Annotated in this window: 24 protein-coding genes, 1 tRNA gene and 1 pseudogene; 6 read left to right on the plus strand and 20 right to left on the minus strand. The window is 30.2% G+C overall.

Annotation, left to right across the window (positions count from 1 at the left end; all coding sequences use genetic code 11):
- Window positions 1-545: 545 nt before the first annotated feature.
- Entirely contained in the window at window positions 546-1337 is a 792-nt protein-coding gene (locus tag DZ67_RS0102905) for a hypothetical protein (RefSeq protein WP_024791763.1), read from the plus strand.
- 1 nt (window position 1338) lies between these two features.
- Here the strand turns inward: DZ67_RS0102905 and DZ67_RS0102910 are convergent, their stop codons facing one another.
- From DZ67_RS0102910 to DZ67_RS09755, 13 genes and pseudogenes are all read right to left on the minus strand, one after another.
- The gene (locus DZ67_RS0102910) at window positions 1339-1659 is read right to left on the minus strand and encodes a hypothetical protein (protein ID WP_024791764.1); all 321 of its coding nucleotides are present in this window, start codon (window positions 1657-1659) and stop codon (window positions 1339-1341) included.
- Window positions 1660-1945: 286 nt separating this feature from the next.
- Window positions 1946-2089 (minus strand): hypothetical protein, encoded by a 144-nt coding sequence (locus tag DZ67_RS10555; protein WP_156919567.1) that lies wholly within the window; start codon window positions 2087-2089, stop codon window positions 1946-1948.
- Entirely contained in the window at window positions 2090-2344 is a 255-nt protein-coding gene (locus DZ67_RS0102920; protein WP_051433535.1) for a type II toxin-antitoxin system RelB/DinJ family antitoxin, read from the minus strand.
- 147 nt (window positions 2345-2491) lie between these two features.
- On the minus strand, window positions 2492-2656 hold the full coding sequence (locus tag DZ67_RS10560) for a hypothetical protein (RefSeq protein WP_156919568.1): 165 nt from the start codon (window positions 2654-2656) through the stop codon (window positions 2492-2494).
- A gap of 451 nt (window positions 2657-3107) precedes the next feature.
- Window positions 3108-4264, minus strand: a pseudogene (locus DZ67_RS09750) (IS256 family transposase).
- A gap of 256 nt (window positions 4265-4520) precedes the next feature.
- On the minus strand, window positions 4521-5702 hold the full coding sequence (locus tag DZ67_RS0102945) for a CHASE4 domain-containing protein (RefSeq protein WP_024791765.1): 1182 nt from the start codon (window positions 5700-5702) through the stop codon (window positions 4521-4523).
- 134 nt (window positions 5703-5836) lie between these two features.
- Window positions 5837-5927: transfer RNA gene (locus DZ67_RS0102950), tRNA-Ser, on the minus strand.
- Between the two features lie 82 nt (window positions 5928-6009).
- Complete coding sequence (locus DZ67_RS0102955) at window positions 6010-6381, minus strand: NifB/NifX family molybdenum-iron cluster-binding protein (protein ID WP_024787184.1); 372 nt, start codon at window positions 6379-6381, stop codon at window positions 6010-6012.
- On the minus strand, window positions 6378-6755 hold the full coding sequence (locus tag DZ67_RS0102960; protein WP_024787185.1) for a NifB/NifX family molybdenum-iron cluster-binding protein: 378 nt from the start codon (window positions 6753-6755) through the stop codon (window positions 6378-6380). The genes DZ67_RS0102955 and DZ67_RS0102960 overlap by 4 nt, the downstream gene beginning before the upstream one ends.
- Window positions 6756-6799: 44 nt before the next feature.
- The gene (locus DZ67_RS0102965; protein ID WP_024787186.1) at window positions 6800-7390 is read right to left on the minus strand and encodes a 6-pyruvoyl trahydropterin synthase family protein; all 591 of its coding nucleotides are present in this window, start codon (window positions 7388-7390) and stop codon (window positions 6800-6802) included.
- Window positions 7390-8097, minus strand: coding sequence for a 7-carboxy-7-deazaguanine synthase QueE (locus tag DZ67_RS0102970; RefSeq protein WP_024789397.1), 708 nt, complete (start codon window positions 8095-8097; stop codon window positions 7390-7392). The genes DZ67_RS0102965 and DZ67_RS0102970 overlap by 1 nt, the downstream gene beginning before the upstream one ends.
- Window positions 8072-8680 (minus strand): fumarylacetoacetate hydrolase family protein, encoded by a 609-nt coding sequence (locus DZ67_RS0102975; RefSeq protein ID WP_024787188.1) that lies wholly within the window; start codon window positions 8678-8680, stop codon window positions 8072-8074. The genes DZ67_RS0102970 and DZ67_RS0102975 overlap by 26 nt, the downstream gene beginning before the upstream one ends.
- A complete protein-coding gene (locus DZ67_RS09755) occupies window positions 8677-9237 on the minus strand; it encodes a flavin reductase family protein (RefSeq protein WP_024787189.1) in 561 nt (186 codons plus the stop codon). The genes DZ67_RS0102975 and DZ67_RS09755 overlap by 4 nt, the downstream gene beginning before the upstream one ends.
- A 50-nt stretch (window positions 9238-9287) precedes the next feature.
- Here DZ67_RS09755 and DZ67_RS0102985 point away from each other — a divergent pair, with 50 nt between their 5' ends.
- On the plus strand, window positions 9288-9917 hold the full coding sequence (locus DZ67_RS0102985) for an SIMPL domain-containing protein (protein ID WP_024790712.1): 630 nt from the start codon (window positions 9288-9290) through the stop codon (window positions 9915-9917).
- Here the strand turns inward: DZ67_RS0102985 and DZ67_RS0102990 are convergent.
- From DZ67_RS0102990 to DZ67_RS0103010, 5 genes are all read right to left on the minus strand, one after another.
- The gene (locus DZ67_RS0102990) at window positions 9914-10330 is read right to left on the minus strand and encodes a secondary thiamine-phosphate synthase enzyme YjbQ (protein ID WP_024787191.1); all 417 of its coding nucleotides are present in this window, start codon (window positions 10328-10330) and stop codon (window positions 9914-9916) included. The genes DZ67_RS0102985 and DZ67_RS0102990 overlap by 4 nt on opposite strands.
- Window positions 10320-11360 carry a ribonucleotide-diphosphate reductase subunit beta gene (locus DZ67_RS0102995; RefSeq protein WP_024787192.1) on the minus strand — a complete coding sequence of 347 codons (1041 nt, stop codon included), beginning with the start codon at window positions 11358-11360 and terminating at the stop codon, window positions 10320-10322. The genes DZ67_RS0102990 and DZ67_RS0102995 overlap by 11 nt, the downstream gene beginning before the upstream one ends.
- A gap of 71 nt (window positions 11361-11431) precedes the next feature.
- Window positions 11432-13861, minus strand: coding sequence for a ribonucleoside-diphosphate reductase subunit alpha (locus DZ67_RS0103000; protein WP_024787193.1), 2430 nt, complete (start codon window positions 13859-13861; stop codon window positions 11432-11434).
- A 99-nt stretch (window positions 13862-13960) separates the two neighbouring features.
- Window positions 13961-16033 carry a ferrous iron transport protein B gene (gene feoB / locus DZ67_RS0103005; protein ID WP_024787194.1) on the minus strand — a complete coding sequence of 691 codons (2073 nt, stop codon included), beginning with the start codon at window positions 16031-16033 and terminating at the stop codon, window positions 13961-13963.
- A complete protein-coding gene (locus DZ67_RS0103010; protein ID WP_024787195.1) occupies window positions 16020-16256 on the minus strand; it encodes a FeoA family protein in 237 nt (78 codons plus the stop codon). Before DZ67_RS0103010 ends, feoB begins: the two co-directional genes overlap by 14 nt.
- A 97-nt stretch (window positions 16257-16353) precedes the next feature.
- Here DZ67_RS0103010 and DZ67_RS0103015 point away from each other — a divergent pair, with 97 nt between their 5' ends.
- From DZ67_RS0103015 to DZ67_RS0103025, 3 genes are all read left to right on the plus strand, one after another.
- Window positions 16354-16890 carry a Uma2 family endonuclease gene (locus DZ67_RS0103015; protein WP_035003079.1) on the plus strand — a complete coding sequence of 179 codons (537 nt, stop codon included), beginning with the start codon at window positions 16354-16356 and terminating at the stop codon, window positions 16888-16890.
- A gap of 1 nt (window position 16891) precedes the next feature.
- Entirely contained in the window at window positions 16892-18061 is a 1170-nt protein-coding gene (gene purT / locus DZ67_RS0103020; protein WP_024787197.1) for a formate-dependent phosphoribosylglycinamide formyltransferase, read from the plus strand.
- A 109-nt stretch (window positions 18062-18170) separates the two neighbouring features.
- On the plus strand, window positions 18171-19340 hold the full coding sequence (locus DZ67_RS0103025) for an ammonium transporter (RefSeq protein ID WP_024787198.1): 1170 nt from the start codon (window positions 18171-18173) through the stop codon (window positions 19338-19340).
- Between the two features lie 6 nt (window positions 19341-19346).
- Here DZ67_RS0103025 and DZ67_RS0103030 read toward each other — a convergent pair whose 3' ends face one another.
- Window positions 19347-21323 (minus strand): methyl-accepting chemotaxis protein, encoded by a 1977-nt coding sequence (locus DZ67_RS0103030; RefSeq protein ID WP_024787199.1) that lies wholly within the window; start codon window positions 21321-21323, stop codon window positions 19347-19349.
- A 52-nt stretch (window positions 21324-21375) separates the two neighbouring features.
- On the opposite strand from DZ67_RS0103030, the gene bcp reads away from it, so the two are divergent.
- Window positions 21376-21825, plus strand: coding sequence for a thioredoxin-dependent thiol peroxidase (gene bcp, locus DZ67_RS0103035; RefSeq protein ID WP_024787200.1), 450 nt, complete (start codon window positions 21376-21378; stop codon window positions 21823-21825).
- Here bcp and DZ67_RS0103040 read toward each other — a convergent pair.
- Window positions 21822-22955, minus strand: a complete 1134-nt coding sequence (locus tag DZ67_RS0103040; protein ID WP_024787201.1) for a CHAP domain-containing protein — start codon at window positions 22953-22955, stop codon at window positions 21822-21824. The genes bcp and DZ67_RS0103040 overlap by 4 nt on opposite strands.
- Window positions 22956-22960: the final 5 nt, after the last annotated feature.

Below are 22960 nucleotides of genomic sequence, written 5' to 3' on the forward strand. Positions count from 1 at the left end.
TTATTGACCATATTTCAACTGCAATTACATTTCTTATAATTCTTCTCATTAGCTTTCCTTTTTTCTATTAACTCGTTAAATTGAATTCTCTTTTGTGTTAGTTTAGCAAATAATTTTTTAATTATACAACCTGCTTTGATTTTTAAATTGTAAAAATCATCTTCAAGCTCTTTAATCCTTTGCTCGTATTCTTCTATTATTTTTTTGTATTCTTCAGTTCCCGACGCCGCTTTTTTAAGCTCCTCGTTTTCGGTTTTTAAGCTCCTCGTTTTCGGTTTTTAGTTCTTTGAATTTAGGCATCAGTTCAATCATTCGTTTGCGTCTTATCTCTTCCCTCTTAAAAAAAGAAAAAAATTGATAAATTTTATCTTTCTCTAGATATAAAACAATCTATTATTCCTAAATATACTTTATTAGAAGAATTAAAATATCATAAAAAATCAAATTTAATAAATAAAGAAGTAAGGCCAATAGGTAATCAAAATATAGGTATTATAAAAAAAATTTTGTATCCTAATGATCCAAATTATCAAAAAGAATTAGAAATGATTGTAAATTATTTTAAACAAAAAGGTAAAAAAATACAAATCCAGCAAGAACCTATTGTAGGAATAATATTTAAAAAGAATAATAACAATATAATATATTCTTACCTTGCAAGTCATTTAAAATTTTACTATTCGCCTAAAGATATAAATAGAAATATGACTATTCCAAATGTTGAAAGAAAGAGTTTTATTGAAAATGCCATAAAAAAGAGTAATATTGCTTATTTAAATATTCAGCCTTATCAAAAACAATTTTATAGATTTTATCCTGTAAAATTTATAGGTTTTAAAAAGGTAGATTATATAACAAATTTATTAGTTAAAACGAATGAAGATATTATAACTATTTATCCTAAAAGGATACCTACTATTTTGAAAAAAGAAAAAAATATAATAAAAACTATTATTCTAATTGATGGAACGATTAATACTTCTAAAACCACATACATAAAAAATCTTTTTAAAGGATTGAAATCAATTTATGAAAAAACAAATGTAGAATTCAAATTAATAAATAAAAAAGATTATTCCATTGAAGAATTTAATTCTCAAAATATTGTAAATAAGGTTTTACAATATAAAAATGATAATGATTTGATTCCGCCTTTGGTGATTACAATCGGATCAGAAAAAAATTTAGATTATTATGAAGACATGAAAAGAAAATTATTTAAATATGGATTTATTACTCAAAATATAATATATGAACATTTAATTACTTCCAAAAATTATGAAATAAATAATTTACTTTTGCAAATTTTAGTTAAATATGGGATGAAATACTATTAAATTAGTTCGCAAATACTATTAAATTAGTTCGCTTTCTTGCAGTGTTATAAGAAACTCCGCTTAATTTTGCCACCTGATAAGCGTTTACCGGTTTGCCTTGTAATCTTAAAAGATTAACAGCGTTTTGAATCTTCTCTTTTGTCTTTGTAGTCTTAACAGCTCTTGCCTTTTCCGGATTTCTTAACCTGTTAATAACTTTTGACTTTGTTAGCAGTGTATTAATTGCGTTGACGATTTCGGGGTCGCTTATTTTGCCCGTTATTACTGCGTCAATCAGTCTGTTAGGCAACGTAAATTCTATGTTTTCAAGCTTTAATCTCATTTCAATCCTTTCATTTTATATTATAGTTTAACTATTTAATGTATATTATATAATAACTATAGCTAAAAATCAAGTATAAAGACTGCATACACTTAAAAAACAATAAAAAATCGTTAAAAAAATAACGAAAAAACGGCAAAAGATGATAAAAAATAATCAAAAATTGATTAATTTAGCTTAAATGCTTATTTATATTGTTATAGTTTATATATAGTCAATATATATTATAGAATAATACTATTAAAATATAGTAAATAAATATATATAACTCTGTGTTATAGAATAACTATATATAAACTATAATATAACTTGCTTGTAGTTTTTCAATAATTTGTTTTAAAGTTTCAAAATCTTCTTTTGAATATTTACCACTTTTCTTTACTTTTTCAATATCTTTTTTAAAAGATTTTTCTATTTTAATTTTTAACATTTAAATACCTAAATCGTCAAATAATTCTTTAGTAGTTTCATAGGTTTGAATATTTTTATTATTTTCAATGTTGTTAATTCTTTTCTCTAATTCTTTACTTGGAACTTTTAAATCAAATGGAATACCTTTCTCCATAGCAACTTTTGCTAAAAAGATATTTACAGCGTCCCCAAAAGATAATCCTAATTTTTTAAATACTTCTTTTGCTTCATCGTAAAATTCTTTTTCAACTCTTATACTGGTTTGCATTCTCATAGCAATCCTTTTTTATTCATTATACACCAATTGGAGTATAAAATCAAGTTTATATAGATTTGAATTGTGTTAAGTTTTAATAGAGATTTTTTATGAAAAAAATTGCAATTAATAATAATTTATTAAGTTGACTATAAGAATTACAATTTAAAAAAACTTATCCACTAAATCTTTTCTCTTTTCCAAATAATTAATTACCAATACAGCTAAAAGTAAAAACGCACTTATTTTAAAATTCCCTACTATTCCAAAATAAACAGCTGGAACAATGAAACAAAAGAGAATATAAATATATTTAAGTTTTTCTATCATTTTTATTTCTCGTGTTTTGGATTGTGTTTAGTATCCGGTTTTACTAATAAAGCAAATATAAGACCTGCTAATAAAAATGCTCCAACTCCTAAGTAAGTCATTAATACGCTATTCATCGCTTGCTCCTTTATTTATTAAATTATATCACTTATTGTCAATTAATTATTATTATCCTAAAAGTTACTTTTAAAGTAAATTTTAGCTTTAATAACTTTACCAAATTTAGCTGTTATAATAGAAAAGGCTGTTTCAATACCTTTTCTTATTTTTCTTTTAATAAAATATTCTTTATCTTTTTTCATATTGTTTCTAAAAACAGGTTTTTTAGCTTTTCTTTTAGTCTTTTTATAATTCTTTTTATATTTTAAAATTAGAAAAAGTGATAAAAAATAGAGTTAGAAGCTTTTGAAAAAGAAAGAGACCGCTTCATTTTTTGTGTAAAGCATAAAAATCATTTTAAATAAGGTTTTAGTCTGTTTTCAAAAATTATACCAAATTGAGAGATAATTTCAGCCCAATTTGATATGGATTTTAGCCATTTTTTGAAATATCCTTATATATTAAATATACCAGTCTTTTTAACGAATCATCATCATTAAATCCTCCTTTCGCTAACTTGTCTGTTAAATCCTTCAACAGTATTGGTAGTGTAAATAATCCTTCTAATAGGTTCTGAATACTCAAAGTAAGTTGATAATTCTTCCCAGTTGTTTTTCCAAGAATTAACAGCTAATGGGTATTTTAAGTTCAAGTAATGCAATTTCAGCTGCATCTTTTATATACTTTTTTTAAATCAGCCATAAACTCTTTTGGGTACTTAGAACCAACATATTTCATTGAATATCTAATTTGATGAATAATACACCTTTGTACTATAGTTTGAGGAAAAACAGAGTTTATTGCTTCACTAAACCCTTTTAATCCATCAACCGAAGCTATTAAAATATCTTTTACTCCTCTGTTTTTAAGCTCTGTTACAATGTTTAACCAAAATTTTGCACCTTCATTCTCTGTTATCCACATACCAAGTAAATCTTTTTTGCCTTCTAAATTTATTCCTATTACAAAATGTAATGCTTTGTTTTTATAAAAACCGTTATCATCTTTTATTTTAAACACCATAGCATCCATATATACTATTGGATATATGGGGTCTAATGTCCTATTTTGCCACTCTCTTATTTCAGGAGTTATTTTATCTATTATTCTTGAAATTAAGCTATCACTCATTTCTACATCATACATCTCTTTTACCTGTTTTTCTATATCTCTTAAACTCATCCCTCTCGCATACATTGCTATTATCTTATCATCTATCCCACTGATAGTCCTTTGGCCTTTTTTTACTATTTGAGGCTCAAATTCACTCTTTCTGTCTCTTGGAATATTTAACCTAATCTCTCCACTGTCACTACGAACTGTTTTTGAGTAATAACCATTCTTTGAAATATCATTATTCTCTACGAACTCTTCAATCTCTGCTTTTAGCATATTCTCTATCATATTCTTCATAAATTCTTTTGTTAATTTTGATATATCTTCTTGAGTTTTACATTGTTTGCTTAATTCTTTAAAATCTATATTATTTAATACCGCTTCTTTTCTCATAATATATCCTTTCATTTTATTTTTTTCTTATTCTAATTTATCTTACACAAATTTTGAAGCGGTATCCATATTTGTTACATATATATTCGATTATTGCTTTTTCACTTTTTGCTTTAATTAAAAATTTATTTATATCTCCTAAAGCAATATTTAGTCTTTTTGAAATTTCTTCGATGGTATAATCTTTCCAAAAGCCAAATATATCTTCGCATCTGTTTTTTTGATAAAAAGCATTTTTCTATATTTTTAGAAACATTTATAATTTCTTTATTAGTACATTTTTTTCTTTTAAAGTTATTTTTTCTCCGTTTAATCTTTTTTGATTTATTTTTCTGATTTTTTCTCTTATGCTTTCATTTTCTATATAATCCAACGGATTTATTTTATTAAAATCTTTTCTATCTATATTTAAAATATTTAATAAAATTTTATTGGCATAAAGCAGATTTTTTCTATAAATAGCCACACCAAAAGGTGCATATTCATCCAAAATTTTATATATTTCTTCATAGTTATAAAGTTTTTCATACATTTTTTCAAAAACAGAGGCAATTTTTTCAAATTCTTTTAAAAAATATTTATACTTTGTAACTTTTTCCAATTCTCTGATATCATCTAATCCTTTAACTAAAGTATTAAAGACAAAATCAATATCGTTAATTATCTTTTTAAGAAAAATCAATCCAAAAATAAATAATAAAATTAAAACTATTGTCTCAGCTAAAAACATTTTTAAAAAATGTTTTTCAAAAATCAACAGTTTTTTACTGTAATCAATAGAAAGAGCCAAAATAATTTTATTATTTAGAGGATAATAAATTATTAAATTTTCATTTTTAATGTTATATAGTCTATTTTTATTTTTTATTACAATATTAACAACATTAAACCCGTTTTTTTCAAAAATTTTTTTACTTAATATTTCATAAACTACTAATTTACCGTATTTTTTAGTCTCATTGGTATTTGTAATATCTGTTATATAAACAAAATATATATTATTATTTATTAAATAAACACTAAATCCATTTTTTTTGTAGTTAAAAGGGGGCAGTTTTTTTAAAATTATCTCTTTATTGTTTTTTACAGCTCTGCCATAAACTAAATTTAAATTTTTATCTAAAAATATCATGCCATCAATTCCAAGATTTAATAATGTATCTCCTCCCCCGAAATTTGATTTGATAAACTCTTTGTTTCTATTTTGTATAAAATTATATGCATCATCCCACTCAGCCCAGTCATTTGTTATTTTTTCCAGAAACTGTTTTTCTTTTTTTATAATAAAATCAACCTGAGATAATTTTTCCTGAACATAATCTTCAGTAAAATTATTAAACAAATTATGGTAAGAATATGAAAAAAACCCGACAATCAATAAAATGGAAATAAATACATAAAAAATATAATACTTTAGCAGCTTTTGGTAAATATTCATTATATCCCTTTTAATAATTAAATAAATCCTTTTTATAATAATACCAAAACAAATATTCATTTATCCATCTTAATAAGATTATTAACAATAAAATGAGAAATATTAGTGACAGACACTTTTAGTATAAGAAAAAATGGCGGAGAGGGCGGGATTCGAACCCGCGGTACCCTAAACGGGTACAACGCCTTAGCAGGGCGCCGGTTTCAGCCACTCACCCACCTCTCCTTTTGTGGAGTAAAATTATACCAAAAATTTTACTTATTGCAAGAAATATAAAAAAGGATTTAATAAATTTTAAATCCTTTTATTAAAATCTGTGATGGGAACAGGATTTGTCCAAACTCATTTTTTCTGTTTTACCTTTTAAAAATCTGTTTACTGCCTCTTCTACTGTATTTGTAGAATCATCATAATATACATCTATTCCCTCATTTATAAATCCTTCAAGGGGTCTTGGGCCGATTCCCGCAACAATCAAGGCATCAGCTCCGAGATTTTTAATATTGCTAACGGCATTACCGCATGCCCCATCGCCATGGCCTGAATTTTGAGCAAAATCAACATCTTTTATTTCACCGTTTTCAATATCAACCATTACATAAAAAGGCGCTCTTCCGAAATGAGCCCCTCTTTTCGCCATTAATCCGTCAGGGGTATTTGTAGGAATTACTATTCTCATTTTAATTCTCCTTTTATATTTTCTAAAATTTCAGGTGCCCTCTCACCTGCGTTTTTTCTAACTTTTATTATTTTTATACCTTCAAGTTCCAACGCATCTTTCATATTCGGTCCGACCGCTCTTACAACAATATAATCACACCCGTCAACTTTTGATGCTTTTACATGTTTGTGATGATGGGCAACTTCATCTTCGCTGTGTTCCTCCTGATGCCCTTCTTCATGTTCGTGCTCTTCTTTTGCGTGAGTGTTTTCATTTAAAGAAAGTAATTTAAAATTATTTCCTTCATATTCAAATATTGCAAAATACGGTGCCCTGCCCGTTCTTGTTACAATTTCTAAATTTTCACCCCCTACCGGAACTGCTATTTTCATTATCATCCTTTTTTTATTTAAAATAACACAATTTTATTTATAAGTCAATTTTTAAGAGGCTTTGGATTAATAAAGTTCTCACCTTTAATAATTTTATCCCACATATAATAATCACTCCATTCCTTTTTTATCTGATCGCTGAAAATAATCTCTTTTAAATTAATTTCTCCCATATTTTCAATATTATACGCATCTTCCCTAAAACACCGGGCATATCCCGTATCCGTTTCGTGGACTATTACAGAATTAACTTTTATGTTTTTTTCATTGTTTCGAAACACAGTTAAACCTAAAACTCTATCAACCATTAAAAAGAATACCCTGCTAAACTGTTCGGCAGATGGATTTACGGGCAATATTATCCATCTTTCGCTAAATTTTTTAGCAAATTCAATATATTCGGAGTTATCATATTTCCATAATGTTATGGCATGGTCAAAACTGTCTATTAATTCTTTAATAGTAGTTTTCATAAGACCGAAATCATATACCATCCCTCCGTTATCCAAAAAATTTGATTCAAGCAAAATTTCCACTTTATAGCTGTGCCCGTGAATTGAGCGGCTGCAACGTCTGCTTGTACAGTTTCTTACAATATGTGCATTTTCAAATTTAAAAAGTTTTCTAATAATCATCAAACTCCCTTTTTTTTACCAAAAATTCTGATATGAAGCCTGTCGGAATAGCAAAAATTGTTTTTCAGACAAAATTCAAATACGCTTTTTGCATTATTTTCAAGCTTTTCTTTACTTTCTCCCATAGGCATACAGTAAATATCCAAATTTATTCCTTCGGTTATATCAAAAATTTCTTTCTTTAATTTTTCTAAATTGTTTTTATCCACAACAAATTTAAAAAAACTTTTTTTTGCGTTTTTTGCAATATTTTTTATAGCCTCTTTTTTTACTCTTTTATCATACATTTCCCCGCTGTTAGATAATTTAACACTCATAGCAAAAACAACATCTTTATATCTTGGATATTTTTCAAAATCTATATTAATAGTGGCATTTGTTTCAACGGTAATATTTCCTCCGTAATTTTCTACCAAAGGGTAAATCTGTTTATAATAAAGAATAGGCTCGCCGCCTGTAATCACCAAATCTTCATTTTTTTGTTTTAAAGAATTTATTCTGTTTATTATTTCGTCAATATCAATCTTTTTCCATTCTTTTTCGTATTTTTTATTAACGGCATAATAACTGTCACACCCCTTTTCACCAAATCCCGGACACTTAAGGTTGCATCCCCCAAGCCTTAAAAAGATACTTACTCTTCCGGCATATTTTCCCTCGCCCTGAATGGAGCGGAATATTTCAGATACAGGTAAATTCTTTTTCAATCAAAACCTTTTTGTTTTTTAAAATTCTTACTGTAAATTTATCTCCTTTTTCTACCCCTCCGACGCCTTTTGGCGTTCCGCTCATTATAATGTCTCCATCTGCAAGCCCAAAAATTTTATCAATATCTTTAACTAAAAAATCCGGCTTATAAATCATTAAAGAAACATCGCCTTTTTGGACTAATTTTCCATTTTTATAAACCTCTATTTCCAAATTTTCAGTTTCATCAATTTCAACGAAATCACTAAAAACTGCGGCATTTTTAAACGCTTTTGCCCTCTCCCATGGAAGTCCTTTTTGTTTTAACTTACTTTGAATTTCCCTTAAAGTCAAATCAAAACCAAATCCAACACCCACAATTTTCTTATTTTCAATTAAAAAACAAATCTCTCCTTCATAATGTGTTGGAGAATAATCAACTATTTTTAATTCATTACTTATTGAAGAATTAGGCTTTATAAAATATACTGGTTCACTTGGTATTTCATTGTTAAGTTCTTTTATATGCTCTACATAATTTCTACCAACACATACTATTTTGCAGGGAGTTATTTTTTGATTTTCAAATTTAATTGTTTTCATCTATTATCCATTTCACAAAGTTTCGCATATCCTTTTCCAACCCTTGCAACCGGTTCAAATTCTCCTTCAAAATACATTTTTTTTATTTCAAGAAAAAAAGCGACATTTACCATTTCTTCTTTTTCAAAAGTTCCGTATAATGTGGTTAAAAATGCCCTTTTACATCCTTTTACAATCGGTGGAAAATTCTCATCAATCCTTTCAAGTTTTATTCCAAACTTTTCAGCTTCGCTTTCTCCATAAGGCAATACTTCACTTGTTTTATCCATTTTTTCTGTTAATTCTATAGGCACTAAACATACTGTCGCTTTTTTTGTCTGTTTAATATTTACCAGAGTATCTTTTGGCTCATTTATATCATGTCTTTTTTTCTTTGCCACACTTACCATAACAATGGAAGGCTCACCGCATACACCCATAAAATAACTAAACGGAGCCAAATTAACTAATCCGTTGTTTTCTGTTACTATCCAAGCAATCGGACGGGGAATTATATTATCCGACATTAATTTATATCTTTTAGTATTTTCAATTTTAGAAAAATCTATTATCTCCATTTTATTCCTTATGATATAATAATAACGATATTATATCTTAAAGGATTGAAATGAAAAAAATATTTTTTTTATTTTTAATGTTAAATTTTTTATTTTCTTATGAAATCACCAATATAAAAATTTTTAAAACGAAATATAAACCGAATATTTATAAAACAAAATTAAATATAAAAATAAAAGAAAAAAATCTTGAAAAATTAATAAAACAAATAGATTTTAATATTAAAAAAGCAAACAATATTTGCCAAAAAATCAATTATACAATTTATCCAGATTATATTTATAATAAAAATAACAAAAAATTTGTAGGATATATAGGGAATATGAGCCTTGATTGTCAGTTTAAAACAGATAATGTTAAAAATTTTTCGGAAATTTTCACAAATTTAATCGGGGAAAAAACATTATCCGCCATTAGTTTGGATTTAAATAAAAATGATAAAACCAAACTGATTAACAACCTGAGATCAAAAGCATACTCTTTTGCTTTAAAAGATGCAAAAAATTTATCAAAAAAATTAAAATTAAAATGTTATCCCACAGATATTAAAATAAATTCCAATCCTGTAAATGTCAAACCGATGTTCAAACCTATGTATAAGAGCATAAATACATTACCTTCCCCAAAAGAACAAACAGAAGAAAGTATAAGTATTTTTTATAAAATAAACTGTTTTTAAATACCCCACACGGTAATTACAATTTTTCTAACACCCGGGCGGTTTCTGTGTTCATTTAAATAAATCCCCTGCCAAGTCCCAAGATTTAATTTTCCATTGGTTATCGGAATATTCAAACTTACCCCGAACATAGAAGATTTAAAATGGGCGGGCATATCATCCGCCCCTTCCAATGAATGGTTATAATTATATCCGTCAGGCACTAAAGAAGAAGAAATTTCTTCCATATCAATTCTGACCTCAGGGGAGACGTTTTCATTGATAGTAAGGGATGAGGAGGTATGCTTTAAAAACAGATTTATTATTCCGACATTTACATCGCTTATGTTTACTGAATTTAAAATTTTATCCGTAACAATAAAAAAACCCCGACTTGGGACTTTTATAGAAATTTCTTTTTGTCTAAAAATCATCGAAGCTTAAACTGCCTTTGGAATAGTTTACAACATTGCCTTCGAAAAAGTTGGTTTTTTGCTCATTAAAACTAGAAAAGCTGTCAAACCAGCTGATAGGATTTTTAAGTCCCGCTTCTGGAAATAAAAGCTCGATTCCCATGGCATTTGCCCTTTTATTTGCAAGATATTTGGTAAACCTGTCTGTTAATTCCCCGCTTGTTCCCAAAATCTGGTCTTGTGTAATATACCATCCCCAGTCTCTTTCAAGCTCATAAGCCGCATAAAGCATATCTTTTATATTTTTTATAACTTCAGGAGTAAAAAGCTTTGGAAATTCTTTTTTTATCTCTTTAAAAATATTTGCAAAAAGGGCTGTATGCGTCACCTCATCCCTTTGGATAAATCTTATCATCTGGGCACTTCCAATCATTTTACCTGCTCTTGCCAACACATAAAAAGCGGCAAATCCGTTATAAAAATAAATACCCTCTAAACACTGATTGGCCACAATCATATAAATCTTTGCCTCGTCATCGCCCGCGAGAGCTTTAGCTCCCCACTCTTCATATACATTGCCTATAAATTCGTTTTTCTTTCTAAGATTTTCATCTGTTCGCCACATCTCATATATTTCATCCGTATTAAGGGAAATACTGTCGACCATTACGGCATAACTCTGGGAATGAAGAGCCTCTTCATATGCCTGCCTGACCAGACACATATTAACCTCAGGTGCTGTAATCCAAGGGTTTACATGGTCGGGCGTATTGTTTGTCTGAATTGAATCCATAAAAATCAGTTGGGCCAATGCCTTATCGTACATATTTTTTTCCGCCGGCAGTAAATTTTTATACTGTCTTGCATCATCTGTTAAATCAACTTCCCTTGGAAACCATGTGTTTGCAAGCATCATCTCCCACAAATTATATGCCCAGGGATATGAGAGTTTATTAAGATTAATCATTCCTTCCGTACAACCGTTAATTATAGAGGTGGTTGAGCCTCTGTGCATCGGACAGTTGTAATTAAACAGCTTTTTTATATTCATTTTCTACCCCTTATTTCAATAGTTTTTTATATTTTTTCATTTTACATTTTCCATTTTAAATTTTACATTAATTATTGGCATCCGAAGCATTCAACACTTCTGTCCATTACTTCTTCTTTTACTTCAGGAGACTGGCTTCTTAAATAATAAAACGATTTTAATCCCAATTTCCATCCAAGCGTATAAATTTCATGGAGATACTTCCCGCTTGCTTTGTCTGTAGTAATAAATATATTCAGACTCTGCCCCTGGTCTATCCATTTTTGTCTTATTGCGGCGGCTTTTACCAAAACTCTCTGGTCAAGCTCATACGCCGGAGTATAAAACATATAGGTTTCAGCACTGAGATTTGGCACAACTACAGGAATAAGTCCGCTTAAATTCTCCTCATACCATTTTCTTTTATAAACAGGTTCTATTGTCTGGGTTGTTCCTGTCAAAATAGAAATGGAACTCGTAGGCGCAACGGCCATTAAATATCCGTTTCTAATTCCGCCTTTTACCTTTTCCCTTAGACCTTCCCAGTCATACTTCATTGCCGTAAACAAATCTTTTTCAACAAGTTTTTTAGCTTCTTCATTGGCTGTATCCATAGGAAGTATGCCTTTAGACCATCTGCTGCCCTCAAATTCGGGATATTTTCCTTTTTCCCTCGCCAAATCACAGCTTGCACTGATTGCATGATAGCTTATTCCTTCAAATATTTCATCTATTATTCTAAAATGCTCATCACTTCCCCAAAAAATCTGTCTTTCGGCCAGCATTTGAGCTTCACCCATAGCCCCAAGTCCAATTGCCCTGTTTTTAAGATTCGTATCTTTTGTTTTTCTGACAGGATAGAAATTTAAATCAATTACATTATCAAGCATTCTAATAGCAATCGGTACAACCTCGCCAATTTTTTCAGGTGTATTTACTTTGCTTAAGTTTATACTCGCAAGGTTACAAACAGCTGTTTTCCCGTCAAACGGCACTTTTTCAACAATATAAACTTTTTTACCTTCAATTGAATCAAGCGAAGTTATTTTTTTGGCTTTTTTAGTTACTTTTACACCTCCGCTTTCCACCTCAATTTCGTCATTTTCTTCAAAAACAGAAAAACTCTCATCCTCAAAAGTCACTTTTACCTTATAATGATTCGGCTCGGTATTTTGAAATATTTCTGTACAAAGGTTTGAACTTCTGATAATTCCTGAATGGTTATTTTGATTACGTCTGTTGGCATTGTCTTTAAAACAAAGAAACGGATTGCCTGTTTCATAATATTCAAGCAAAATTTTTTTCCATAATTCCTTTGCTTTTATTTTTTCTTTTGTAATATTCGGGTCGTTTTCATATTCTATATATTTTTTTTCAAATTCCTCCCCGTATAAATCAGTCAAATCTTTAGTTTCATACGGGTCAAACAGGCTCCATAGTTCATCGTTTAAAACCCTTTTCATAAATAAATCAGGAATCCATAAAGCGGGAAATAAATCATGCGCCCTTCTTCTCTCTTCCCCTGAATTTTTCTTTAAATCCAAAAAGTCCATAATATCCATGTGCCATGGTTCAAGGTAAACGGCTATTGCCCCTTTTCTGGTTCCGAGCTGATCCACCGCAATTGCCACATCATTTGTAATTTTTAGCCATGGAATTACTCCGCCTGCAGCATTTTTATGGTTGTCGATAAAACTTCCGAGCGCCCTTATTTTACTTACATCCCATCCAATTCCGCCTCCAAATTTAGATAAAAGTGCCATCTCTTTATAATCATCAAAAATACCTTCTATATTATCGTTCATACTTCCTACATAACAAGAGCTGAGCTGATGCCTTGTAGTTCTTGCATTAGATAAAGTTGGAGTTGCTACCATTACTTCAAATTTAGAAATTACATCATAAAATTTCTTAGCCCAATATCCTCTAATTGATTTTACATCATTTAAATTTATTTTTTCCTTATCTTCTTCTGGAATAGAAGAAAGATTTGTTTCATTTTGAGCAAGAAACATGGCAACGCCCATAAAAAGCTGCTGAGGCAGTTCTATAGGGTTATTTTCCCTGTCTTTAATGATATATCTGTCATAAAGCGTTTTTATTCCAAGATAAGTAAAGAGCAAATCCCTTTCGGGTTTTATATAATCATTCAGTTCATTTAAATCATATTTTTCTTTAAGCCCCGGTAAAATCCTGCCTGCAGTTTCGCCTTTTTTAAAATATTCCTCTAAAGAGTTATAACCTGTAAAGCCTGAGACTTTATGATACAAATCGTATAAAAAAAGCCTTGCGGCAACAAAATTCCAGTTTGGCCTGTCTATATCGATTTTATCAACAGCTGTTTTAATTAACGTCTGCTGAATCTCTTCTGTTGTAATTCCGTCACGAAATTGGAGCTTTGCATCAAGCTCTAATTCGCTGTAATCCACACCTTCAAGACCTTCACAGGCAGCCATGGTATATTTTCTAATTTTAGAAATATCTAAAAGTTCTCTTCTGCCGTTTCTTTTAATAACAGTAATTCCTGAATACATTATTCTCCTTTGAATGTAGAAAAAATTTTATGAAGTCTAAAAGAAATAATATCAAAAAAAACTTAAAAAAAAATAATGAAAAAGAGATTAAGAGAAGAGTTTTATCAAACTAACCCCTATAAACGCCGCAATATAGGCAAATACGTTTGGATAAACCGTATAAAAAATTCTCCAGGCCCACTGTGGCACTTCTGCATAAAATGTACTCATGGCTGCAACACACGGGGAATAAAACATAACAATTATAATCATTGCAACCGCAGCAGTAAACGGCATAGAATTTTTTATTTTTTCTATTAATGCTTTACTTGTTTCATCCGCTTCACCAATTCCGTATAATTCGGACATAGTTCCGACAACCGCCTCTTTTGCGGCAAGTCCCACAAGAAGACTGACATCTTCCTTCCATCCCAAATCAAGAGGCTTTGTAAAAGGTACCATTAATTTTCCCACTCTGGCTATATATGAATTTTCTAAAATTTCCTGCTGCATTTTATTTGCTAAAACTTCTTTTTGATTTGCGTTTGCACTTTGAATCAAAGGCTCATATTTTTTAACAATATCGGCTCTCGGATAAGCGCTTAAAAACCAGATACCAAATGCTGTAATACCGATAAAAACACCCGCTTTTCTTAAAAACAGTTTTGTTTTTACCCATAAATCAAAAATAACAGCTTTTATTTTTGGAAATCTGTATTTTGGAAGTTCCATAACAAACGGCTCCGGCTCCCCTTTGAATAAAACTATTCTTAATATTTTTGCAACAATAAGCCCCGTCAAGGCACCGCCCAGATAAATGGCAAACATAACATCGCCCTGGAGTGAAGGTGCAAAAAAAGCACTTACCAATAATACATAAATAGGAAGTCTGGCCCCGCAGCTCATAAATCCTATAACAAGCATTGTTATAAGTCTGTCTTTTGGATTTTTGAGCGTTCTTGCCGCCATATATGCAGGAACTGAACAACCAAAACCTGATACAAGAGGAATAAATGCCCTCCCCTGCAGTCCAAATCTTTTTAAAACACCGTCCATCACATAAGCGGCCCTTGCCATATAACCGGTCTGCTCAAGCAGATTTAGCCCCAAAAACAAAATCAGGATATTTGGCAAAAACATAACAACCGCCCCGACTGCCGGAATTACACCTTCAACAAGTGCTTGTTTTATCATACTCTCGGGCATTGCATTTCCAACCCAACTTCCAAAAATATTAAATCCGGCATCAATCCAGTCCATTGGAACTGCACCCAAAGAAAACGTTAACTGAAAAATAGCCCACATTACAAATAAAAATATAGGAAGCCCTAAAATAGGATGAATTAAAATTTTATCTATTTTTTCTGTTAAAGTCTCTTTTTTTGCTTTTTTTGCTATCTGGGTGACTATTCCTTTTGCTAAAGCAAGTCTTTCTTCAAAAAGAATGGTTTTTGTATCTTCTTCAGAATATTCACCCCTTAAAATATCTTTTGATTTTTTAAGTTCGGGCATTAAGTCCGCAAACCATGGTTTTTCATGAATTATTTTGTAAATATCCTCATCATCTTCAAGAAGTCTTATCGCCACAAATCTTTTTGAAAATTTATCACAGTCTTTAATAAAAGGTTTTAAGTTTTCGATTGTCTCTTCCACTGTTTCAGAATAATAAATTTTTGGAATGTTCTTTTCTTCATATGCTTTAATTACTTTTTGAAAAAGTTCTTCCAATCCAAATTTCTCTTTTGCCGAAACGTTTTCGGCCTTTATGTTTGTAAGTTTAAAAAACTTGTCTGTATCAATTTCCCCGCCCTGCCTTGAATATTCGTCATACATATTAAAAGCGATTGCCATAGGCCTCCCTAAATCCGCTATCTGAAAAGAAAAAACCAGATTTTTTTCAATCTGATTTGAATCAACTACATTTAAAATTAAATCATATTCCTCATTTAGTAAAAATTTTTTGGTTACATCTTCTTCCGGTGTATATGTATGAAGAGAATAAGTGCCCGGTAAATCGATAAGCTTTATTTTGTAACCGTCTCTAACAAACTCCACTTCTTTTTTTTCAACCGTAACGCCTGAAAAGTTTCCGACATGAAGCGTTGCGCCCGAAATGGAATTGATTAAATGGCTTTTCCCGACATTGGGCTGACCGACAAGGGCTACTTTAATCTCTTTCATTTTCTCTCCTTACTTCAATCTCTTTAGCTTCTTCTTCTCTTAATGCTACCGGGATATTGTTAACTTCTACTTCATAAGTGTTTTTTGCAAGTGTGTGTTTTAAAACCTTTACCTCTTCTCCTCTTGCAAACCCCATCGAAAACAGCCTGCTTTTTAAAGGTTCTTTTGCCAAAATTTTTTTAATAATTCCGCTTTCGCCAATTTTTAGTTCATTAAGCCTCAAGTCATCTCCTTTTTTTAAAACAATATTACCACTACTTTAAAAAAACTTTTTTGATATACATCAATAAATGGTATAATTATTTAAAAAAAGGTAAATTATGGCAGCACCTATTTTAAAATATACCTATGAAGATTATAAACTATGGAAAGGCGATTGGGAATTAATTGAAGGTTTTCCAATTGCTATGGCACCTAGCCCCATTATCAATCATCAATATCTTTCTACAATGTTTGCAATTCAAATTGGAAATTCCATAAATGACAATAAATGTGAAGAGTGTATTGTAATAGTTGAAGAAGATTATATTGTAAATGAAACTACTGTTTTAAGACCAGATGTTGCAATGATTTGCAATGAAGAAAATAATTTTATTACAAAAGCACCGGAAATAATTGTAGAAGTAATTTCTACTTCAACCGCAAGAATTGATGAAAATGAAAAATTTAAAATTTACGAAAAAGAGGGAGTGAAATTTTATATACTTGCATATCCGGATTTTAAAATGGCAAAAGTTTATGAAAACAAAGATGGATTTAAAAAAATAGGTGATTTTTCAAATGAAAAAATAACCATTAATGCAAAATGTAAAATTGAAATAAATTTTAATGATATATTTAAAAAATTAAGGGGATAAAATGAAATTGACTACTCCACTAAAATCCAATTCAATAAAAATAATGCTTCTTGGCTCAGGTGAGCTTGGAAAAGAAGTGGCGATAGAAGCCAACAGACTGGGATGTGAGGTAATTGCGGTGGACAGATATCCAAACGCACCGGCAATGCTTGTAGCTGGGAGGAATTATGTAATTAATATGAAAAATAAAGATGAAGTTCTTGATGTAATAAGAAGGGAAAAACCCAATTTCGTATTGCCCGAAATTGAGGCTATTAACATAGAAGCTCTTTTTGAAGCCGAAAATGAAGGTATTCATATCATTCCAAACGCCGAAGCTGTTAATAAAACAATGAACAGAAAAAACATAAGAAAATTCGCGGCTGAAACTTTAGGACTTAAAACAAGTAAATACAAATTTGTAACAAACTATGAAGATTTAAAAAAAGCCTGCGAAGAACTCGGCTATCCGGCTGTGGTAAAACCTGTTATGAGCTCTTCGGGGCATGGACAAAGTATAGTAAAATCTTCTGAAGAAATAATAACCGCCTGGGAATTTGCAAAATCAGATGCCAGGGGAAGTGCAGATGAACTGATAGTTGAAGAGTTTATTGATTTCGATTATGAAATAACCCTTCTTACAGCTAAAAATGACGAAGAAATTGTTTTTTGCCCTCCAATTGGACATATTCAAAAAGGGGGAGACTATATTTTTTCCTGGCAGGAAATGAGAATGAATGAAACAGCCTTAAATAAAGCCCAATACATAGCTAAAACAATAGTTGAAGGTCTTGGAGGAAGAGGAATTTTCGGAGTAGAAATGTTTGTAAAAGGCGATGAGGTATATTTTAGCGAAGTTTCTCCCCGCCCTCACGATACCGGACTTGTAACAATGATTACCCAAACGCAAAGCGAATTCGCCCTTCATATAAGAGCCGTTTTAAATCTGCCTCTTGGTTTTGAATTCCTTACACCTGGGGCAAGTGCCGCTTATAAAGCAGATAAAACTTCTTATACTCCTGTTTTTAATTTTGATAAAGAAATTTTCAGCACTAATTCAAGATTTATAGTTTTTGGAAAACCTTATTCTCATCCTGGAAGAAGAATGGGAGTATTATTAGTAAGCGACAAAAATTCAAAAAACGCTTTAGAAAAAGCCGAACTTCTAATATCCAAAATTTCAATTGATTAAAATTTAATCACTTTTTTCTTTTCTTTATCTTCATCTTGTGAGTTGTGAGTTGTGAGTTGTGAGTAGCCAAGTTACAAGTGGCCAAATAGCCGAATAAAAGGAGGGCAAAATGGATATGGCATGGGTAGTCGACACCTTTTTTGCACTGTTTGCATTTACATTAATTATTTTAATGGTACCCGGTTTTGCAATGCTTGAAGCCGGGCTTGTCAGGACAAAAAATGTATCAACCGTTTTAACGGTTAATACCATGATTTATATTGTTGCAAGTTTGGTGTTTTTCTTTTGGGGATATACATTGGCTTTTGGAGGCTGGAATGAAAGCTCTATGAGTATGTATGCCGCATTTTTGTTTCAAATGGCATTTGTAGGTAAAACCGTTAATATTATGAGCGGAGGAGTTAGTGAAAGGACAAGGATAATTCCACTTGCTATTTTTACAGTTTTTATGGCAGGGCTCATATATCCTCTAATTGTTAATTTCACATGGGGAGCCGATTTGCTTAAAGGAACATTTCTTGATATTTCAAATATGCATGACCTGGCAGGTTCAACAGTAATCCATTCAACCGGTGCATGGGCACTTTTAGCTGCAATATTAATTATTGGCCCTAGAAAAGGAAGATATAAAGATGGCAAAGTAAAAGTGGTTCCTGCCAGTAATATTCCTTTGGTAGTATTGGGCGCTCTGCTTTTATGGATAGGCTGGTTCGGATTTAACGGCGGAAGCGTGGGAAGCATTTCAAGCAAAAATGCCGCTGACACAGTGGCGATGGTTGTTATGAATACAAACAATGCCGGTCTTATCGGCGGACTTGTTGTTATGATTTTGAGTTATCTAACATATAAAAAATTTGATATCACAATGATTTTAAACGGAGCTTTAGGAGGTCTTGTGGCAATTACGGCGGGTGCGGATGTGTTAAGCCCTGTTGCTTCAATTATAGTTGGGTTAATAGCGGGAATTTTGGTATTTTATGCCGTGCCTTTTTTTGATAAATTAAAAATTGACGACCCGGTGGGGGCACTTTCAGTTCATTTGGTAAACGGAATTTGGGGAACAATTGCGACCGGAATCTGGGGAAAAGGTGTAAGTTTAGCTGCTCAAATCAAAGGTGTTATAGTAGTTGGAATTTTTGCATTTATTGCTTCTTATATTATTCTTTATATTATAAACAAATTTATACATTTCAGAGCAGGCGAAGATGAGGAGGTGGAAGGACTTGACGTAAAAGAATGCGGAATAGAAGCTTATCCGGAATTTAAAAGGGCAATTTAAGCTCTTTTAAATTCTAAACTGTGAGAGTTCTTTCATTAAAGCATCTGCTAAACGGTAAATATTGTCAATAGTTTTTGCATTATCTTCTATATATTTTTCATTATTGGCTGAAAGTTCTAAAATTTTATTCATATGAACACTGAATTCCTGCATTTTTTTAACAATATCATTAACGGCGTTTACATTTTCTTCCACACTATTAACAACATTGCTCATTTTAGTCGAAACATTTTCTATTTTTCCCTGAACATCGTTTGCAACTCCGGCAATTTCATTAACTTTTTGAACATTTTGGTTCATTTCCTCATTTGCATCGCTGATTCCCTGAACAATTACATTAATAGTCGCATCTATTTCGCTCAAACTTTTCTGGGTTCTCTCAGCTAATTTTCTAACCTCATCCGCAACAACGGCAAATCCTCTTCCGTGTTCACCCGCCCTTGCCGCTTCAATTGCGGCGTTAAGCGCCAAAAGATTAGTCTGTTCGGCTATTTCTTTTATTACTGATAAAATACTTTTTACACCTTCGGCATTATTCGTAAGTTCATTCATTTTCATGGCCAAATCGTTTTCATTCTGGGAATTTTCCTGAATCTGTTTTATGACCCGTTCTATTTCAGAAATGGTATATCCCAATGCATCATTTGCTTTTAAAATAAGATTTTTAATCTCCTCAGAAGAATTTGCCTCATTGGTTAAATTTTCTTCAATATGTCTGGATTCTTCGGCGGTGGAGATTATGATTTCATTTTCTCTGTTGATATTGTTTTCTATAATTTCAAAATCTTTTTTAAGCTTTACAGATACAGATTTATTTTGATTTGAGCTGTTATACGCAGAAGAGAGCACCTCTCTTAAACTTTCGACAAATTCTCTCAAACTTTTTCTTATGACTCCGAATTCATCATTTTCATATATTCTTATATCAATGGAGAGATCTTTACTTTTGGCAATCGTTAATATTAACGATTTTAAAGAATTAATTTTCATTTCAAGATTTTTTACACTTGTTATTCCAAGAATTATCATAAATATGTTTGCCAAAACTCCCAATATAAACACTAATGGATAAGCATGAATATTATTAATATCATTTTGAATAATATTAGCTATTTTATCGTCAATTTTTTCTAACCTGTTTATTTTTTCAGTAATAGTTTTAAACCAATAAACCGGATCAACTTCAAAATTTCCTGTTTTATGTTTAGAAATGGCAATCTCTCTTAATTTTTCGACTTCTTTAAATGAAGGGGCTTTTATTATTTTAAAATACATTTCTTTGATATTTTTATTTGCAAATGTTAAAAAATCATCATTGAAAGCCTTTTGTTCGGCAACCAATGTAACAAATTTGGTATACATCCCTGGCAAAAATTTATCTGCACCGAATGTTGCACTAAGAACTGCCCTTTCAATCCCCGCTCTTTCTTTTGCTTTTAAAAAACTTGAATAAGCGGCCAGCTCCATTGCAATTTTCGCATTAGGGGCAAGTTTGGCAGTATTTCCTATAATTTTCAGCATATATGAATTCATTGTTGTATACCATTTAACTTCATTTTTTAAAGAAATTTTTAAATTTTCTACTTTGGCTCTTATATTGTTGATATTTGAAAGATAATTATTCAGTATGTTAATATATTTTTTTGTTTCGTTATCCAAAAAAGAGACGTCAATACTTTTCAGTACTTTTTTATACATCGCTATTTTTTCATCTGTCAATTTTCTCTGTTTAGCAAGTAAATTAACAAATTTTTTTCCCTTACTTCCTATAAACCCGGCACTCATACCCCTTTCTTCTTGTGTTTCGTGAATTAAAAGGCTCAGGCTTCTGCTTAATTGCATTATGCTTGAAAGCTCTTTTTTTATGGTTAAAGTATGTTGCCAGTTTAAAAAATCCCTTACATTATAAAATGTTAAAAAAATTGAGGCTAACAATACAATAATAATCATTATGGTGCGTAATGTTAAATTTTTAATACCCATTTTAATCCCTTGTTAATATTTTTTTATTATTATATATAAAAAAAGGAAATTCATGAAAAATTTCTGCCTCCCAAATCAGGACAATATAGAAATATGTTTAAAAGATTTAAAAGGGAAATGGATAATACTTTATTTTTATCCAAAAGACAACACACCCGGATGTACCACTGAAGCAAAAGAATTCAGCCAATTATTGGATGAATTTGAAAAACTAAACGCCGTAATTTTAGGAATAAGTCCTGATTCTGCTAAAAAACACTGTAATTTTATTGAAAAACACGGATTAAAAATAACGCTTTTAAGCGACGAAGAAAAAAAAGTATTAAAAGAATTCGGGGCATGGGGCAAAAAGAAAATGTATGGAAAAGAATATGAGGGAGTAATCCGCTCAACTTTTATCATCAATCCTGAAGGTGAAGTTGTAAAAGAATATAAAAAGGTAAAAGCAAAAGGTCACGCAGTAAAAGTTTTGGAAGATTTAAAAAATTTAGTCAAAAATTAAAACCATGAAATTAATTTTTCAAAAAAACTTTCATTTTTTATTTTTTCTGAAGCTATAATATTATTTATTATTTTATTAAAAAATCTTTTTGTTACATAAAAAGAGTGATAATTTTGAAAAGGTTTTAATATTTTATTTTGCCACTTGTATAAATTTAAATATCTGAAATTAATCAGCTGCGTAATTAATTTTAAAAAATTTCTTTTAGTAATTATATAGGTTTTATCAACATAACAAGGGATACTCCACCCTATCACAGGCCCTATCCTTCCTATATAAGGACCTAATATCCCGCTTCCTATTTCTATCCAGTGACCGTTTTTTTTCAAAAAATTTATATGCCTGTTTACAGAAATTGTATGAGTTTTTTTCCTGATTACATTCTGTTCAAAACAGTATATTGTATATCCATTTTTTATTTTTACAACTTTTTTTACAATACAGGTGTGCCCAAAATATATATTAGATTTGGAATGAAAATTATTGGCAAAAGATAAAATACTTCCGTTTACAGGCGGATGTTCTTCAAAAATTCTATTAAATTTTTTAGAATAAATGTAATTATCCCCTTTTCTTTTTATATCATTGATATTTTTAAATGCAAAACTGGCTCTTGGTTTTACTTTAATATTAATATTCGATACCTGATAATAAATTACTTTTATTTTTTTAGAATTAAAACTTCCTGTCAGGTTATTATATTCTTTAGCCGTGGCAATCCCGTTTCTTTGAATAACTTTTATATGAAAAACTTTCCTGTAAAATCTGTTAACCAATTCTGAACATTGATATTTATCATTCATATTATAATTATTGGCTTTTTCTTTAACATTCATATAGCTTGAAACACATTCTCCGTAATGATTATATTTTACGAATTCTTTTTTGGTTTTTTGCTGAAAATCGAGAATTTGCACAGGTGTTAATTTTTTATAAGGCTTGTCAAAATATTTATTGCTTAATTTATTTATAAAATCTGAATAATTAGGTTCAAATTTTTCCATTTTAAATAAAAATTCTTCTTTTGTTAAAGAATTATCCAATTTGGAATGAAAATTTATCCAAAAATCGTTCCCGGCAAAAAGAAAATTTATTGTAAAAAACAGTATAAACAATATAAATTTTAACATCTTTT

Origin of the sequence: Lebetimonas sp. JS138, assembly GCF_000523335.1 — a bacterium.
Classification (GTDB): domain Bacteria; phylum Campylobacterota; class Campylobacteria; order Campylobacterales; family Nautiliaceae; genus Lebetimonas.

Coding starts and splice junctions, on each gene's coding strand:
- DZ67_RS0102905 (WP_024791763.1), top strand. CDS start 546: ATGATTGTAAATTATTTTAAACAAAAAGGTAAAAAAATACAAATCCAG.
- DZ67_RS0102910 (WP_024791764.1), bottom strand. CDS start 1,659: ATGAGATTAAAGCTTGAAAACATAGAATTTACGTTGCCTAACAGACTG.
- DZ67_RS10555 (WP_156919567.1), bottom strand. CDS start 2,089: ATGTTAAAAATTAAAATAGAAAAATCTTTTAAAAAAGATATTGAAAAA.
- DZ67_RS0102920 (WP_051433535.1), bottom strand. CDS start 2,344: ATGAGAATGCAAACCAGTATAAGAGTTGAAAAAGAATTTTACGATGAA.
- DZ67_RS10560 (WP_156919568.1), bottom strand. CDS start 2,656: ATGATAGAAAAACTTAAATATATTTATATTCTCTTTTGTTTCATTGTT.
- DZ67_RS0102945 (WP_024791765.1), bottom strand. CDS start 5,702: ATGAATATTTACCAAAAGCTGCTAAAGTATTATATTTTTTATGTATTT.
- DZ67_RS0102955 (WP_024787184.1), bottom strand. CDS start 6,381: ATGAGAATAGTAATTCCTACAAATACCCCTGACGGATTAATGGCGAAA.
- DZ67_RS0102960 (WP_024787185.1), bottom strand. CDS start 6,755: ATGAAAATAGCAGTTCCGGTAGGGGGTGAAAATTTAGAAATTGTAACA.
- DZ67_RS0102965 (WP_024787186.1), bottom strand. CDS start 7,390: ATGATTATTAGAAAACTTTTTAAATTTGAAAATGCACATATTGTAAGA.
- DZ67_RS0102975 (WP_024787188.1), bottom strand. CDS start 8,680: ATGAAAACAATTAAATTTGAAAATCAAAAAATAACTCCCTGCAAAATA.
- DZ67_RS09755 (WP_024787189.1), bottom strand. CDS start 9,237: ATGGAGATAATAGATTTTTCTAAAATTGAAAATACTAAAAGATATAAA.
- DZ67_RS0102985 (WP_024790712.1), top strand. CDS start 9,288: ATGAAAAAAATATTTTTTTTATTTTTAATGTTAAATTTTTTATTTTCT.
- DZ67_RS0102990 (WP_024787191.1), bottom strand. CDS start 10,330: ATGATTTTTAGACAAAAAGAAATTTCTATAAAAGTCCCAAGTCGGGGT.
- DZ67_RS0102995 (WP_024787192.1), bottom strand. CDS start 11,360: ATGAATATAAAAAAGCTGTTTAATTACAACTGTCCGATGCACAGAGGC.
- feoB (WP_024787194.1), bottom strand. CDS start 16,033: ATGAAAGAGATTAAAGTAGCCCTTGTCGGTCAGCCCAATGTCGGGAAA.
- DZ67_RS0103015 (WP_035003079.1), top strand. CDS start 16,354: ATGGCAGCACCTATTTTAAAATATACCTATGAAGATTATAAACTATGG.
- purT (WP_024787197.1), top strand. CDS start 16,892: ATGAAATTGACTACTCCACTAAAATCCAATTCAATAAAAATAATGCTT.
- DZ67_RS0103025 (WP_024787198.1), top strand. CDS start 18,171: ATGGATATGGCATGGGTAGTCGACACCTTTTTTGCACTGTTTGCATTT.
- DZ67_RS0103030 (WP_024787199.1), bottom strand. CDS start 21,323: ATGGGTATTAAAAATTTAACATTACGCACCATAATGATTATTATTGTA.
- bcp (WP_024787200.1), top strand. CDS start 21,376: ATGAAAAATTTCTGCCTCCCAAATCAGGACAATATAGAAATATGTTTA.
- DZ67_RS0103040 (WP_024787201.1), bottom strand. CDS start 22,955: ATGTTAAAATTTATATTGTTTATACTGTTTTTTACAATAAATTTTCTT.